We start from the raw sequence: 12,539 nt of genomic DNA on the forward strand, positions 1-12,539 counted from the left end.
GTTCACTCCGCCGCTTCTATCTTCGTTTCATCTGCCAATATAGGCAGTTGCATCTCAAATACAGCGCCACCGTTTTGTCCGTTGCGCGCCATAAGCCGTCCCCCAAGGTCGTTGACGATCCCCGATGAAATGGCAAGACCCAGCCCAACACCATCGCCGGGCTGTTTGGTCGTGTAGAAAGGTTCGAACAGCGCGTCCAAGTCCTCAATCCCCGGGCCATTGTCGCGCACGGTTAATGTCGCCGTCTCCCCCGCTGATAGTATAATGTCCACCTGAGGGTTTCGTTCCGATTTTGTTGCGTCTAATGCGTTTCTTAACAGGTTTACCATAACTTGTTCGATCCGCATACGGTCTCCCATCACCATGACGGGATTATCGGGCAGGATGCGGCTGATCTGGACCTGTCGCTGGCGCAACTGTGGCTCCATCATCGACAGGGAAGACGCCAGCGCCGCGCCCATATCAACCGGAGAGAAGGCCTCCTGCCCCTTGCGGGCATAGGATTTAAGCTGCCGGGTGATCGCGCCCATTCGTTCGATCAGGTCGTCAATGCGCCCAAAGGACGACAGCGCCTCATCCTGCCGGTTGCGGTTCAGCAAAAGCCGCGCGCCCGCCAGATAGGTCTTCATCGCGGCAAGCGGTTGGTTCAACTCATGGCTGACGGCAGCGGACATTTCACCCAATGCGGCAAGTTTTGATGACTGTTCTAGGGTTTGCTCGGCCACGGCGAGGGTCTGTTGCACCCGCTTGCGCTCAGCGATCTCACGTTGGAGGGCAAGGTTCAGGGCCCTGAGTTTCGCCGATTCCCGTTGAAAGATCGCCAGCCGCCCCGCCGTGCGGCGGCTCAGGAAATAGAACGCCAGCGCCAGCAGGATCGCAAAGCCCATGACCTCTAATGCCAGCACGCCGTTCACCTTTTCGCGGACCGAGGCATAGGTCGTGTAGCTGCTCATCCGCCAGCCGCGGAACGGTATCCGGTTTTCCAGCCGCATCACCGCCTCCCCCTGCAAATAGGCATCGGGCGGCAGCGCGGTCCAATCGGTGGTGGCCTGAATGGCGCGCTCAATGGCGCTTTGGGGCGTGTGGTTGGCCAACGCTTCGGGCTCTGTCAGCCCGCGCCAACGCGACTCGGTGGCGAGGATAATCTCGCCCGTGCTGTCCATCACGATGACCGCGTCCGAGATCCCGGCCCAAGCCCGTTCAAACTTTTGCAGATCAACCTCAACGGCGATTACCCCAAGTGTGGTCCCACCAGACTGCATGCGCCGCGAATAGAGGAAGCGATAGCCGCCCTGCTCACGCTCAATCGTTGAAAAGATCGTCGCGTTGGAACGGATGGCATCGACGAAATAGGGCTCTGACTTATGCGCAGAGCCGAGGCGGTTACGGTCTGTCGCCGCCACGGTACGCCCGTCGATGTCATATAGCATCAAGGATGCCGCGCCGATTTCCTCAACGAAAGAGATAAGCCGCTGTGTCGACAGCGAATAATCCGCCGATTGCAGCGCGCCGATCAACGTGGGGTCGCGCGCCAAAAGTTGTGGTACAATGGCGTTTTGCCGCAACTCAGCCAGCAGGTTGCCGCTGTAAAGTGCGATGCGCAGTTCCGCGCGGTTGCGGGTGCTTTCGGTAAAACGGTCAGTCAGCAGCTTGTTGGTAATCGAGATCGTCACCACGGCGAGGATCATCAGCGACGCAATCGCGAACCGCACCCGCCAGGATACGGCCATGCTATTGCCTTCGGAACCGGATGTATCACTCATCGCGGCAACTTACGCGCTCCGCGCAACGCACTCAAGTCAGGCGGTTTGCAAAGCACCGGTCAATGCGCGGAAGAGCGCCGCCCCGTCGGTGTTGCCATGGGCCGCTTCCGCCGCCCGCTCGGGGTGCGGCATCATGCCCAACACGCGGCGGTTTTCCGAAAGGATGCCCGCGATATCATCACGCGCACCATTCGGGTTCTCGGCATAGCTGAACGCCACGCGATCTTCGCCGCGCAGTTTCGCAATCGTCTCATTATCGGCAAAATAGTTGCCGTCATGGTGAGCGATTGGAATGTTGACGACCTGACCGGCGTCGTAGCCAGAGGTATAATCGCTCGCCGTGGTCTCAACCTTGAGGCCGACAGTCTTGCAGATGTACTTCAGCCCCGCATTGCGCAGCAGCGCGCCGGGCAGCAGGCCGGTTTCGGTCAGCACCTGAAAACCGTTGCAAATGCCCAGCACATAGCCGCCGCGCTCTGCATGAGCCGCCACAGAGCGGCAGATCGGCGAATTCGCGGCGATGGCCCCGCAACGCAGGTAATCCCCATAGGAGAACCCGCCGGGAATGCCTACCATATCAACGCCTTGCGGCAGTTCGCTGTCCTTGTGCCAGACCATGGAAACCTTGGCGCCCGCGGCTTTGAAAGCCACGGCAAGGTCGCGGTCGCAATTGGACCCGGGGAAGACAACTACCGCTGCGTGCATCAGGCCAGCTCCACCGAATAGGATTCGATCACCGTATTGGCCAAGAGCTTTTCGCACATGGCGGTCACATCGGCCTCGGTCGTGCCCTCGGCGAGGTCAAGCTCGATCACCTTGCCCTGACGCACACCGTTCACCCCGTCAAAGCCCAAGGCTCCGAGCGCGTGGCGGACAGCTTCGCCCTGAGGGTCGAGAACCCCGTTCTTCAGCATCACATGCACCCGTGCTTTCATGGCGCGACACCCCTTTGTAACATCTGCAAATTGAACGGCGAAGCCGCGTTAGTTGATCAACGTCGGCTTGGACACCGGCGCATTGTTCTTGGGCATGACGCCGAGACGTTTGGCCACTTCGGTATAGGCATCGGTGAGCGAGCCCAGATCGCGGCGGAACACATCTTTGTCGAGTTTCTGGCCTGTCTCGATGTCCCACAGACGGCAGCTGTCGGGGCTGATCTCATCCGCGACGATCAGACGCTGGAAGTCACCATCGTAAACGCGGCCAATCTCGATCTTGAAGTCCACCAGCTTGATGCCAACGGCCATCATCACGCCCGACATGAAGTCATTGACCCGCAGCGCGAGGCTTAGGATATCGTCCATGTCTTGCTGGGTTGCCCAGCCAAAGGCGGCGATATGCTCTTCGGTGACCAGCGGATCACCAAGCGCGTCGTCTTTATAGCAATACTCGACAATCGGGCGCGGCAGCTGTGTGCCTTCTTCGATGCCAAGACGCTTGGACATGGAGCCCGCCGCATAGTTGCGCACGATCACTTCCAGCGGAATGATCTCAACCTGCCGCACGAGTTGCTCGCGCATGTTCAGGCGTTTGATGAAATGCGTCGGCACGCCGATGTTGTTCAGCCCGGTCATAAAGAACTCGGACAGGCGGTTGTTTAACACGCCCTTCCCCTCGATCGTGGCTTTCTTCTCGGCGTTAAAGGCCGTCGCATCGTCTTTGAAATATTGCACGATGGTGCCGGGCTCAGGACCTTCATAGAGGATCTTTGCCTTGCCTTCGTAGATCTTGTTGCGCCGGGCCATGGGCATCCTTTCCAACAGGGGGCCGGGAACATCCCCGCCGCTTGCGCTTCTCTTAGTGCAACCACCCCGCTGCTGCAAGCATGGCCCGTCACCTTTGACGCGCCACTTGTGGGAAGGCGGGGGCGACCGCATATGAATAGGGTAACACCAGCAATCGGAGACCCGCTATGAGCAAGTTCGACGACCGTGCAAATGCCTTTGAAAGCAAGTTCGCCCACGACGCAGACATGCAATTTCGCGCCGAAGCGCGCCGAAACAAACTGTTGGGCCTCTGGGCTGCTGAACTTTTAGGCAAATCGGGCAGCGACGCCGACGATTATGCCAAAGAGGTCGTGAAATCCGACTTCGAAGAGGCGGGCGACGAAGATGTTTACCGCAAAGTCTCTGGCGACTTGGGCGGCCGCGCTGATGAAGCGACGATCCGCGCCAAGATGCAGACCCTCATGGCCGAGGCCAAAGCGCAGCTTCTGAGCGAATCCAGCTAACTCCCTCTCACCCCGGCCACGCGCCGGGGTGCACTCTACCCGCCTGCCCTCATAATGAAGATGAATATTATGAGATTGCCCCCATGATCCCATCATGACATCAGGCGAAATTCCCAGACCCTACAGGAGCCCCCATGAGCAACGCATTCACCGATCTTCTCGCTGAAAAGGGCACATTTCTCGCTGATGGGGCCACGGGCACCAATCTGTTCAACATGGGGCTGATGTCGGGCGACGCGCCCGAGATGTGGAACACTGACGAGCCGAAGAAGATCATCAAGCTTTACCGGTTTGCAGTGGATTCGGGCAGCGATCTGTTCCTGACCAACTCTTTTGGGGCCAATGCCTCACGGCTTAAACTGCATGGTGCCGAAAAGCGCGTTCATGAGCTAAGCCGCGTTTCTGCCGAACTGGCGCGCGAGGTGGCCGATACCGCTGAGCGGAAAGTCATCGTCGCAGGCTCTGTCGGCCCCACGGGTGAGATCATGGAGCCGGTCGGCACGCTGACCCACTCCCTCGCCGTTGAGATGTTCCATGAGACCGCCGATGGCCTCAAGGCTGGCGGTGCCGACATCGGCTGGCTGGAAACGATCAGCGCCCCCGAAGAATACCGCGCCGCTGCCGAAGGCTTCGCGCTGGCGGGCCTGCCGTGGTGCGGCACGATGAGCTTTGACACCGCGGGCCGCACGATGATGGGCCTGACCTCCGAAGGGATGGTCGATATGGTGCATGGGCTGGACAACACGCCGCTGGCCTATGGTGCCAACTGCGGCACAGGTGCGTCTGACTTGCTACGCACCGTGCTCGGCTTCGCCGCAAAGAATGGCACGCTGCCGATCATCTCCAAGGGCAACGCGGGCATCCCGAAATACGTCGAAGGCCACATCCATTACGACGGCACGCCCGAGTTGATGGCGCGCTATGCGACCATGGCGCGTGACGCGGGGGCCAGCGTCATCGGCGGTTGCTGCGGCACCCTGCCCGAGCATCTGGTTGCGATGCGCGAAGCGCTCGACAGCACGGAAAAAGGCCCGGCCCCGACGCTGGAGCAAATCCGCGAAGAGATCGGTGATTTTTCGTCCGAAAGCGATGGCACCGACGGGCAAGGCCCAGTGCGCGCGCCGCGCCGTGGCCGCCGCCGGAGCTAAGCCTCAGAACAAGCTCAATTGATCGCCCTTTTCGGAGGGCGGTCGAAACAGATCGCAGCGCAGCGGCACGCCCGCGCGGGTCAGCTTCAGACGTTTGACTGCCAGATTAAAGCGCTGCGCCACCATCTGCGCATAGGGCCCCTCGCCCCGCATCCTCTTGTGCCAGCCCGCATCGTATTCCTTTCCACCATGCATATCGCGCAGCCGCGCCATGATCCGCTCGGCCCGGTCGGGATAATGGGTGGCGAGCCATTCTTGCACCAGCGGCGATACCTCACGCGGCAGGCGCAGCATGATCCAACTGGCATGTCGCGCGCCTGCGTCGCGCCCGGCGGCAAGGATCGCCTCCAACTCCGGATCGGTCAGCGCCGGAACCATTGGGGACGCCATGATCCGCACCGGGATCCCCGCCTCCGACAGCTTCCGGATCACCTGCAACCGCCGCTGCGGCGCTGGCGCGCGCGGCTCCATCAAACGGCTGAGCTTTGCGTCCAGCGTGGTCACCGAAATGCCCACTGCGGCGAGGCTGCGTTTGGCCATGTCGCTTAAAATATCAATGTCCCGCTCGATCAGGCTGCCCTTGGTCACGATTGCCACCGGGTGATTGAACTCGGACAATACCTCAAGACAGTCACGCATGATGCCATGGGTTTTTTCGATGGGCTGGTACGGATCGGTGTTAGTGCCGATGGCGATGGGCGCGACCTGATAGCGTTTCGCGCGCAGCTCTCGCGCCAAGACCTGCGGCGCTTCGGGGCGGGCGATCAACTGCGTTTCAAAATCCAACCCCGGCGACAGTCCAAGATAGGCGTGGCTGGGCCGTGCGAAACAGTAAACACAGCCATGTTCGCAGCCGCGGTACGGGTTGATCGACCGGTCAAAGGGCAAATCCGGCGAACGGTTGTAGGTAATCACCCGGCGCGGCACTTCGATGCTTGTGCTGGTTCGCAGCACCGGAAGCACCTCTTCCCGGGCCCAGCCATCGTCCTCCGCCACGCGAGTATGGGCCTCAAACCGGCCCGCATCGTTGCTGCCTGCCGCGCGGCCAAGCACGCGGAATCGCTGGTCTTCCCTATCCATGAAAGAAGGTTAGAACATTGTGCGAACACCAGCAAGTAAACTTGTCCAAACCCTTGTCCTTACACCGCAAAAAGCAGTAGTTTGCCCCCAAGGCGTCGCGCAAGGCGCGGCCGATGTCGCAAACCGCGACCCCGGCGCTAACATTCCGTGAGACAAGGGCCCAAGTGTCATGCACCTGCACGCCCAGCAGAAGGAAACACCATGTCAGAAGAAGACGATATCATCCTGGCCGAGTTGGACGACGAAGAACTGGTCCAGCAGATGTTCGATGACCTCTATGACGGTCTTAAGGAAGAGATCGAAGAAGGGGTGCAAATCCTGCTCGACCGCGGTTGGGAACCTTATGAGGTTCTGACCAAAGCGCTGGTCGGCGGCATGACCATCGTGGGCGCGGATTTCCGCGACGGTATCCTCTTTGTGCCCGAAGTGCTGCTGGCCGCTAATGCGATGAAGGGCGGCATGGCGATCCTCAAGCCGCTGCTCGCTGAAACCGGCGCGCCGCGTGTGGGCAAGATGGTGATCGGCACCGTCAAAGGCGACATTCACGACATCGGCAAAAACCTCGTCGGGATGATGATGGAAGGCGCGGGTTTCGAAGTTGTCGATCTGGGCATCAACAACGCGGTCGAAGCCTATCTAGAAGCGCTTGAGACGGAACAGGCCGACATCCTCGGCATGTCCGCCCTGCTGACCACGACCATGCCCTATATGAAAGTTGTGATCGACACGCTGATCGAACAGGGCAAGCGCGACGACTATATCGTGCTGGTCGGTGGCGCGCCGCTGAACGAAGAGTTCGGCAAGGCCATCGGGGCCGACGCCTATTGCCGCGATGCCGCCGTGGCGGTGGAAACGGCCAAAGACTGGATGGGCCGGAAACACAACTCCGCCAACGCCTGAGCTGCCGTCCCCGCTTTGCGTTGGCGTCGATGACATGCGATGGTGACGTCATGAGCGACAGCAATCTGCCAGATGATCGGACCCTCACCCAAGAGGGGCTCGCGCCCACCCGCGCGGGCCGTATCTTGCTGATCGCCTGTGGTGCGCTGGCCCGTGAGATTTTGGATCTGAAGGCCGCGAACGGCTGGAGCCATCTGGATCTCACCTGCCTGCCCGCGAAATATCACCTCTACCCGGAAAAGATCACCCAAGCGGTGCGCGACACGGTCGCCAAACACCGCGCGGACTATGACGATTTCTTTGTCGTCTACGCCGATTGCGGGACGGGCGGCGGGCTGGAGCGGGCCTGCCAAGAGATGGGCGTGCAGATGGTCGCAGGGCCACATTGCTACAGCTTTTTTCAGGGCAACAAGAGTTTCGCCAAAACCTCGGAAGATGAGATCACCACCTTCTACCTCACCGATTTTCTGGTGCGGCAGTTTGAGGCTTTCATCATCAAGCCAATGGGACTCGACCGGCACCCAGAGCTGCGCGACATGTATTTCGGCAATTACGAGAAACTGGTCTATCAGGCGCAGACGGACGACCCGGCGCTGACCGAAAAGGCGCAGGACTGCGCCGCGCGGCTCGGCCTTGCGTTCGAGCGGCGCTTCACGGGCTATGGGGATTTGCAGACCGCTTTACGCGATCTTTAACCGTCAGGCTTCCTGAGCGGCCGTCTCGCGCACGCGCTCGATCATCGCGCGCAACCCGTTGGAGCGTTGCGCCGAGAGGTGGTCATTCAATCCCAGCCGCGCAAGTTCCGCCTTGGCATCGACAGCGCCCACTTCGACTGGCGTCAAACCGTTGTAAAGCTTGCGCAATACCGCGATCAGCCCAGACACGATCATCGCATCGCTTGCGCCGTCAAAATGCAGCTTGCCGCCGTCAAACTGTGCATGGAGCCAGACCTGAGAGGCGCAGCCGTCGACCTTGGTCGCCGGCACGCGCAGCGGCTCGGGCAGCGGGTCCATCGCTTTACCAAGGTCGATCACATGGCGGTAGCGGTCTTCCCAATCGTCCAGAAACTCGAAATCCTCGACCAGTTCTTCAAAGGCAGGCGTGGCCATCTGTGCACTCTCTTTGGGTGAATTCCATTGCCTGACAGGTAGGATGCCGATGCGCAAAGGTCCACCCCCTTCCCAAGGGTGGCGTGATGGGGTAGCACAAGACAAGTTAACTTAACGGCGGATCCCATGCGCAAGACACTCCTCGCTCTTTTGGCCTCGACCCTTTTGGTATCCGCCTGTGGCACGGTCCGTGACAGCCGCATCAACCCGCTGAATTGGTTCGGCCCCGCGCGTTCGGCACCGTCCGCGCCGGAAGAGAGCAACAACCCGTTGATTCCACAGCGCAGCGGGCTGTTCGCCCGGCGCGCGGTTGAGGTCGACACTTATGAGGGGCGCCCTTTCGAGCAGATCACCGACCTGACGATTGAGCCTGTGCCGGGTGGTGCGATTCTGCGCGCCACGGGCCTTGCCGCGCGGCAGGGTATCTATGCAGTGCAGTTAACCCCAGCGACGATTGATGAGACGCCTGTCGACGGTGTTCTGACTTACCGTTTGGAAGGGGTACGCCCTGACAAGCCGACCCCGCAGGGCAGCCGCCCCACCCGTGAGGTGATCGCGGGCCGTCGTCTGACAGATCAAATGCTGGCCGGGGTGCGCGAAATTCGCGTCGAAGGGCAGATGAACGCCTTGGTCTCTCGCCGCTAATCGGGCAAGCCACGCACCGTAGGAAAGAGCCGCCCCAATCGGGCGGCTCTCTTCGTTTCAGACTTTGACGGTTTTCACGTCATTTCCGTCAGCGGCTAAGGCGATCTTGCCCTCGCAGAGCAGCAGCGCATCGGCGCCAAAGACCTCATGCCGCCAGCCGCGCAGGGCCTGCACATCGCGCTCTCCCGCCGACAACATATCCAGATCACTGGCCGAGGCGATGAGCTTGGCCGCGACGCCTGCGTTTTCGGTTTTGGCCTTAAGCAAAACCCGCAGGAGATCGGCCAGCGCAGGGTTCACCTGCAGCTTGTCGCGCTTGCGGTCGGGTTGCGGCATGTCGGCGGCTTTGCAAGCCACGCCTGCGGCCACGGCTTTCAAAATGCCTTCGGCGATTTCCCCCTTGCGGGCCTCGCGCAGCAGCAGACGGGCGCGGTTCAGCTCTTCGCCGTTAGAGGGTTTGAGGCTTGCCAATTCGACTAGTGCGTCATCCTTGAACACGCGATTGCGCGGGATATTGCGGGTGCGGGCGTAATCCTCACGAAAGGCGGCCAATTCGCGGACGATCGCCAGAAACTTGGGCGAATTGGTCCGGGTCTTGACCCGCTTCCACGCATCCTGCGGCTGGGTCACATAGGTATCGGGGCTGAGCAGCGTCTCAAGCTCCTCGGCCACCCAACGGGCGCGGCCGGTCTGTTCAAGCTTGCGCGCCAGAAACTCGTAAATCTGCCGCAGATGGGTTACGTCGGCCAGCGCATAGGTCTTCTGTGCGTCGGTCAACGGACGGCGGGACCAATCGGTAAAGCGCGAGGTCTTGTCCAGCGACTCATGCGCGATCTTGCGCACCAAGGTCTCATAGCCCACCTGTTCGCCAAAGCCGCAGACCATCGCGGCCACCTGCGTGTCGAACAGCGGTTCGGGAAAGACCTTGGCGTCGACGTAGAAGATCTCAAGATCCTGCCGTGCCGCGTGGAACACTTTGACCACCGATGTGTCGCGGAACAGATCGTAAAGCGGCTCAAGCGAGATGCCGTCGGCCAAGGGATCGACCAGCACGGCGTTGCTGTCGTCGGTGCCGGGCATGGCAAGTTGGACGAGGCAGAGCTTGGAATAATAGGTCCGCTCACGCAGGAATTCCGTGTCGACGGTCACGTAATCATGGCGCGCAGCTTCTTCACAGAATTGCGCGAGGTCGGCTGTCGTGGTGATGGTTTTCATAAATGCTCTTTGACAAGTTGCACGCCCGGTCATCGGGCTTTGTCAAAGAGGTACATCACAAGGGAAGCTTTGACCAGCGTCAGCCCGTGAGCATGACTGGCTGACGCTCACCGGCGGCGAAACGGCGCAGCACGGCGGGGTAAAGGCGATGTTCTTGCACCAGCACCCGCTGGGCCAAGGTCTCTGCCGTATCGCCCGGCAGAACCGGAATGCGCGCTTGGCCGAGGATCGGACCATCATCCAAAGCCGCAGTGACTTCATGCACGGTGCAGCCATGTTCGGTATCGCCCGCCTCAAGCGCGCGGGCATGGGTGTGCAGCCCGCGGTATTTCGGCAGCAGCGACGGGTGGATATTGACCATCCGCCCGGCCCAAGCATCGGTGAAGCCTTCGGTCAGTTTGCGCATAAAGCCGGCAAGGCAAATGATATCCGGCGCATGGGCCTCAAGCGCTGTGCTCAAGGCCGCCTCAAACGCGGGGCGGTCTTTGCCGTAGGGGCGGTGATCGACCACTTCGGTCGCGATCCCCTGCCCCTGCGCCCAAGCGATTCCGCCCGCGTCTGCGTTGTTGGACAGCACCAAACAGGGGCGGCCTGCATGGTCGCCAGTCATATCCTCGACCAGCGCCCGCATGTTAGAGCCGCCGCCCGAGACGAAAATCGCAACCCGCTTGGTCAAAGCAGCGCGCCGGAATAGGTGACGCCATTGCCGGTGGTGATACGCCCGATTTCGATGGCAGCGTGGCCATCCTCGGCAAAAGCGGCCTTGGCCGCGTCGACCTTATCGGCAGAGACGACGGCAACCATGCCAATGCCAGCGTTGAAAGTCTTGAGCATCTCGGCCTCGGCCATGCCCCCCTCGGCGGCCAGCCATTTGAAGACCGGCGGCAGGTCCCATGCGTTCAGGTCAATCTCAGCCGCCAGCCCCACGGGCAACACACGCGGCAGGTTTTCAGTCAGGCCACCGCCCGTGATATGCGCCAGTGCCGACACGGCATCGGCGCGCAGGGCCGCAACGGCGCCTTTTACGTAAAGCTTGGTCGGGGTCAGCAGCGCACTGCCCAGATCACCTTCGCCCCATGGGCAATCGTCGCCCCAGCCCAGACCGCTGCGCTCAACGATTTTGCGCACGAGGCTATAGCCGTTGGAATGCACCCCGTCGCTGGGCAGGCCCAAGAGCACGTCGCCCTCTTTCACATCGCGCGGCAGCTCGGTTCCGCGCTCCATCGCGCCGACGGAAAAACCGGCGAGGTCGAAATCGCCCGCGTGATACATACCCGGCATTTCAGCGGTCTCGCCCCCTATCAAAGCACAGCCGGAATCGGCGCAGCCTTTGGCGATGCCTTCGATGATCCGCGCGGCACTGTCGAGTTCCAGCTTGCCGGTCGCGAAATAGTCGAGGAAGAAAAGCGGCTCGGCCCCCTGACAAACCAGATCGTTGACGCACATGGCGACCAGATCAATGCCAATGCTGTCCACATTACCGGTGTCGATGGCAATGCGCAGCTTGGTGCCTACGCCGTCAGTCGCGGCAACCAGCACCGGATCGGTGAAACCTGCGCCTTTCAGATCGAACAGCGCGCCAAAGCCGCCAAGGCCAGACATAACGCCGGGCCGCGCGGTGGATTTCGCCGCCGGTTTGATCCGCTCTACAAGCGCGTTGCCTGCGTCAATATCCACGCCTGCTTCGGCATAGGTGATTCCGTTGTCGGATTTTGTCATGGTCATGGCCCCCGGCGCGCATTTTCCCTTGCGCGCGGAGTTAGAGTATTGTGCGGGTCACTGCAATCATTTGGTGCAGCTAATGTCTTGACGCTCGGGCTGCGGCGTCATACCCAAACGCCCATGGCGGGCCTGTAGCTCAATTGGTTAGAGCAGAGCGCTCATAACGCTTTGGTTGCGGGTTCAAGTCCTGCCGGGCCTACCATTCCGCCCCCGCTTTTCGCCCAAACCTCAGCGTTTGGCGCTGACATGCCAGTTCACCTGCATCTCGACCACCGTCTCGCCTGCCTCATTCTGGATGTCGACCGCGACGTCAAAGGCGACTTTTCCGTCTTCTTGCAAGGCGGTCAGCAACTCGGCACCGGGGCGCGAGGTTTCGGCATGGGCGGTCAGCGTGCCCTCGGCGATCTTTTTAAAGGTGATTTGCCCCATGGCGGCGACGGGGCGCATGTCCATAATCACCGGCGCAATCGCCCCTGCCATGGCAGCACCCGAGGCCGCCTCGCCCAAGGTGAACATCGCGCCTGCGTGCTGGGTGCCGATGTGGTTAGAGGTCTCATGCCGCTGCACCAGTTCGGCGCTGGCGGTGCCGTCGCCGATCTTGAGCAGTTTCACCCCGACATGGGCGGCAAAAGGCACGGCGGTGTCGAGATGGGCTTTGATCATGTCGTAGGGGGTCATGGCTGCGCTCCGTTCTAGGGTCGGCTCACTGTGGCAAAGCCGCGCGCGC

The 12,539-nt window shown here is 61.0% G+C and carries 15 protein-coding genes and 1 tRNA gene; 6 read left to right on the forward strand and 10 right to left on the reverse strand.

All coding sequences use genetic code 11. The features are described from left to right. Window positions 1–2: 2 nt before the first annotated feature. The 4 genes from A3722_RS03100 to purC all read right to left on the reverse strand — a co-directional run bounded on the left by A3722_RS03100 (window position 3) and on the right by purC (window position 3,508). On the reverse strand, window positions 3–1,730 hold the full coding sequence (locus tag A3722_RS03100) for a sensor histidine kinase (RefSeq protein ID WP_201721952.1): 1,728 nt from the start codon (window positions 1,728–1,730) through the stop codon (window positions 3–5). A gap of 69 nt (window positions 1,731–1,799) precedes the next feature. Beyond that, a complete protein-coding gene (gene purQ, locus A3722_RS03105) occupies window positions 1,800–2,468 on the reverse strand; it encodes a phosphoribosylformylglycinamidine synthase subunit PurQ (protein WP_067629085.1) in 669 nt (222 codons plus the stop codon). Continuing rightward, the gene (purS, locus tag A3722_RS03110) at window positions 2,468–2,698 is read right to left on the reverse strand and encodes a phosphoribosylformylglycinamidine synthase subunit PurS (RefSeq protein ID WP_067629083.1); all 231 of its coding nucleotides are present in this window, start codon (window positions 2,696–2,698) and stop codon (window positions 2,468–2,470) included. Before purS ends, purQ begins: the two co-directional genes overlap by 1 nt. 48 nt (window positions 2,699–2,746) lie before the next feature. Further along, window positions 2,747–3,508: a phosphoribosylaminoimidazolesuccinocarboxamide synthase gene (gene purC / locus A3722_RS03115; RefSeq protein ID WP_067629081.1), complete on the reverse strand. Its 762-nt coding sequence runs from the start codon at window positions 3,506–3,508 to the stop codon at window positions 2,747–2,749. A gap of 167 nt (window positions 3,509–3,675) precedes the next feature. On the opposite strand from purC, the gene A3722_RS03120 reads away from it, so the two are divergent. Continuing rightward, window positions 3,676–3,993, forward strand: a complete 318-nt coding sequence (locus tag A3722_RS03120; RefSeq protein ID WP_067629079.1) for a DUF1476 domain-containing protein — start codon at window positions 3,676–3,678, stop codon at window positions 3,991–3,993. A 134-nt stretch (window positions 3,994–4,127) separates the two neighbouring features. After that, window positions 4,128–5,141, forward strand: coding sequence for a betaine--homocysteine S-methyltransferase (bmt, locus tag A3722_RS03125; protein ID WP_067629077.1), 1,014 nt, complete (start codon window positions 4,128–4,130; stop codon window positions 5,139–5,141). A gap of 3 nt (window positions 5,142–5,144) precedes the next feature. Here the strand turns inward: bmt and A3722_RS03130 are convergent, their stop codons facing one another. Then, window positions 5,145–6,221, reverse strand: coding sequence for a PA0069 family radical SAM protein (locus A3722_RS03130; RefSeq protein WP_067629075.1), 1,077 nt, complete (start codon window positions 6,219–6,221; stop codon window positions 5,145–5,147). Between the two features lie 201 nt (window positions 6,222–6,422). Here A3722_RS03130 and A3722_RS03135 point away from each other — a divergent pair, with 201 nt between their 5' ends. Further along, complete coding sequence (locus tag A3722_RS03135; RefSeq protein WP_067629073.1) at window positions 6,423–7,121, forward strand: corrinoid protein; 699 nt, start codon at window positions 6,423–6,425, stop codon at window positions 7,119–7,121. A 50-nt stretch (window positions 7,122–7,171) separates the two neighbouring features. Beyond that, window positions 7,172–7,816, forward strand: a complete 645-nt coding sequence (locus tag A3722_RS03140; protein WP_067629071.1) for a DUF1638 domain-containing protein — start codon at window positions 7,172–7,174, stop codon at window positions 7,814–7,816. 3 nt (window positions 7,817–7,819) lie between these two features. Here the strand turns inward: A3722_RS03140 and A3722_RS03145 are convergent, their stop codons facing one another. After that, complete coding sequence (locus A3722_RS03145) at window positions 7,820–8,230, reverse strand: SufE family protein (protein ID WP_067629069.1); 411 nt, start codon at window positions 8,228–8,230, stop codon at window positions 7,820–7,822. A gap of 126 nt (window positions 8,231–8,356) precedes the next feature. Here A3722_RS03145 and A3722_RS03150 point away from each other — a divergent pair, with 126 nt between their 5' ends. Further along, on the forward strand, window positions 8,357–8,875 hold the full coding sequence (locus tag A3722_RS03150; RefSeq protein WP_067629067.1) for a hypothetical protein: 519 nt from the start codon (window positions 8,357–8,359) through the stop codon (window positions 8,873–8,875). A 57-nt stretch (window positions 8,876–8,932) separates the two neighbouring features. Here A3722_RS03150 and rnd read toward each other — a convergent pair whose 3' ends face one another. The 3 genes from rnd to purM all read right to left on the reverse strand — a co-directional run bounded on the left by rnd (window position 8,933) and on the right by purM (window position 11,809). Beyond that, window positions 8,933–10,090, reverse strand: a complete 1,158-nt coding sequence (gene rnd, locus A3722_RS03155; RefSeq protein ID WP_067629065.1) for a ribonuclease D — start codon at window positions 10,088–10,090, stop codon at window positions 8,933–8,935. A gap of 79 nt (window positions 10,091–10,169) precedes the next feature. Then, window positions 10,170–10,766 carry a phosphoribosylglycinamide formyltransferase gene (purN, locus tag A3722_RS03160; RefSeq protein WP_067629063.1) on the reverse strand — a complete coding sequence of 199 codons (597 nt, stop codon included), beginning with the start codon at window positions 10,764–10,766 and terminating at the stop codon, window positions 10,170–10,172. Beyond that, entirely contained in the window at window positions 10,763–11,809 is a 1,047-nt protein-coding gene (gene purM / locus A3722_RS03165; RefSeq protein ID WP_067629093.1) for a phosphoribosylformylglycinamidine cyclo-ligase, read from the reverse strand. The genes purN and purM overlap by 4 nt, the downstream gene beginning before the upstream one ends. 128 nt (window positions 11,810–11,937) lie before the next feature. Between purM and A3722_RS03170 the strand changes: the two genes are divergently transcribed. After that, a tRNA-Ile gene (locus A3722_RS03170) sits at window positions 11,938–12,014 on the forward strand. 26 nt (window positions 12,015–12,040) lie between these two features. On the opposite strand, the gene A3722_RS03175 is transcribed toward A3722_RS03170, so the two are convergent. Next, window positions 12,041–12,490, reverse strand: a complete 450-nt coding sequence (locus tag A3722_RS03175) for a DUF4442 domain-containing protein (RefSeq protein ID WP_067629061.1) — start codon at window positions 12,488–12,490, stop codon at window positions 12,041–12,043. Window positions 12,491–12,539: the final 49 nt, after the last annotated feature.

The organism is Sulfitobacter sp. HI0027 (assembly GCF_001634775.1).
Lineage (GTDB): Bacteria > Pseudomonadota > Alphaproteobacteria > Rhodobacterales > Rhodobacteraceae > Sulfitobacter.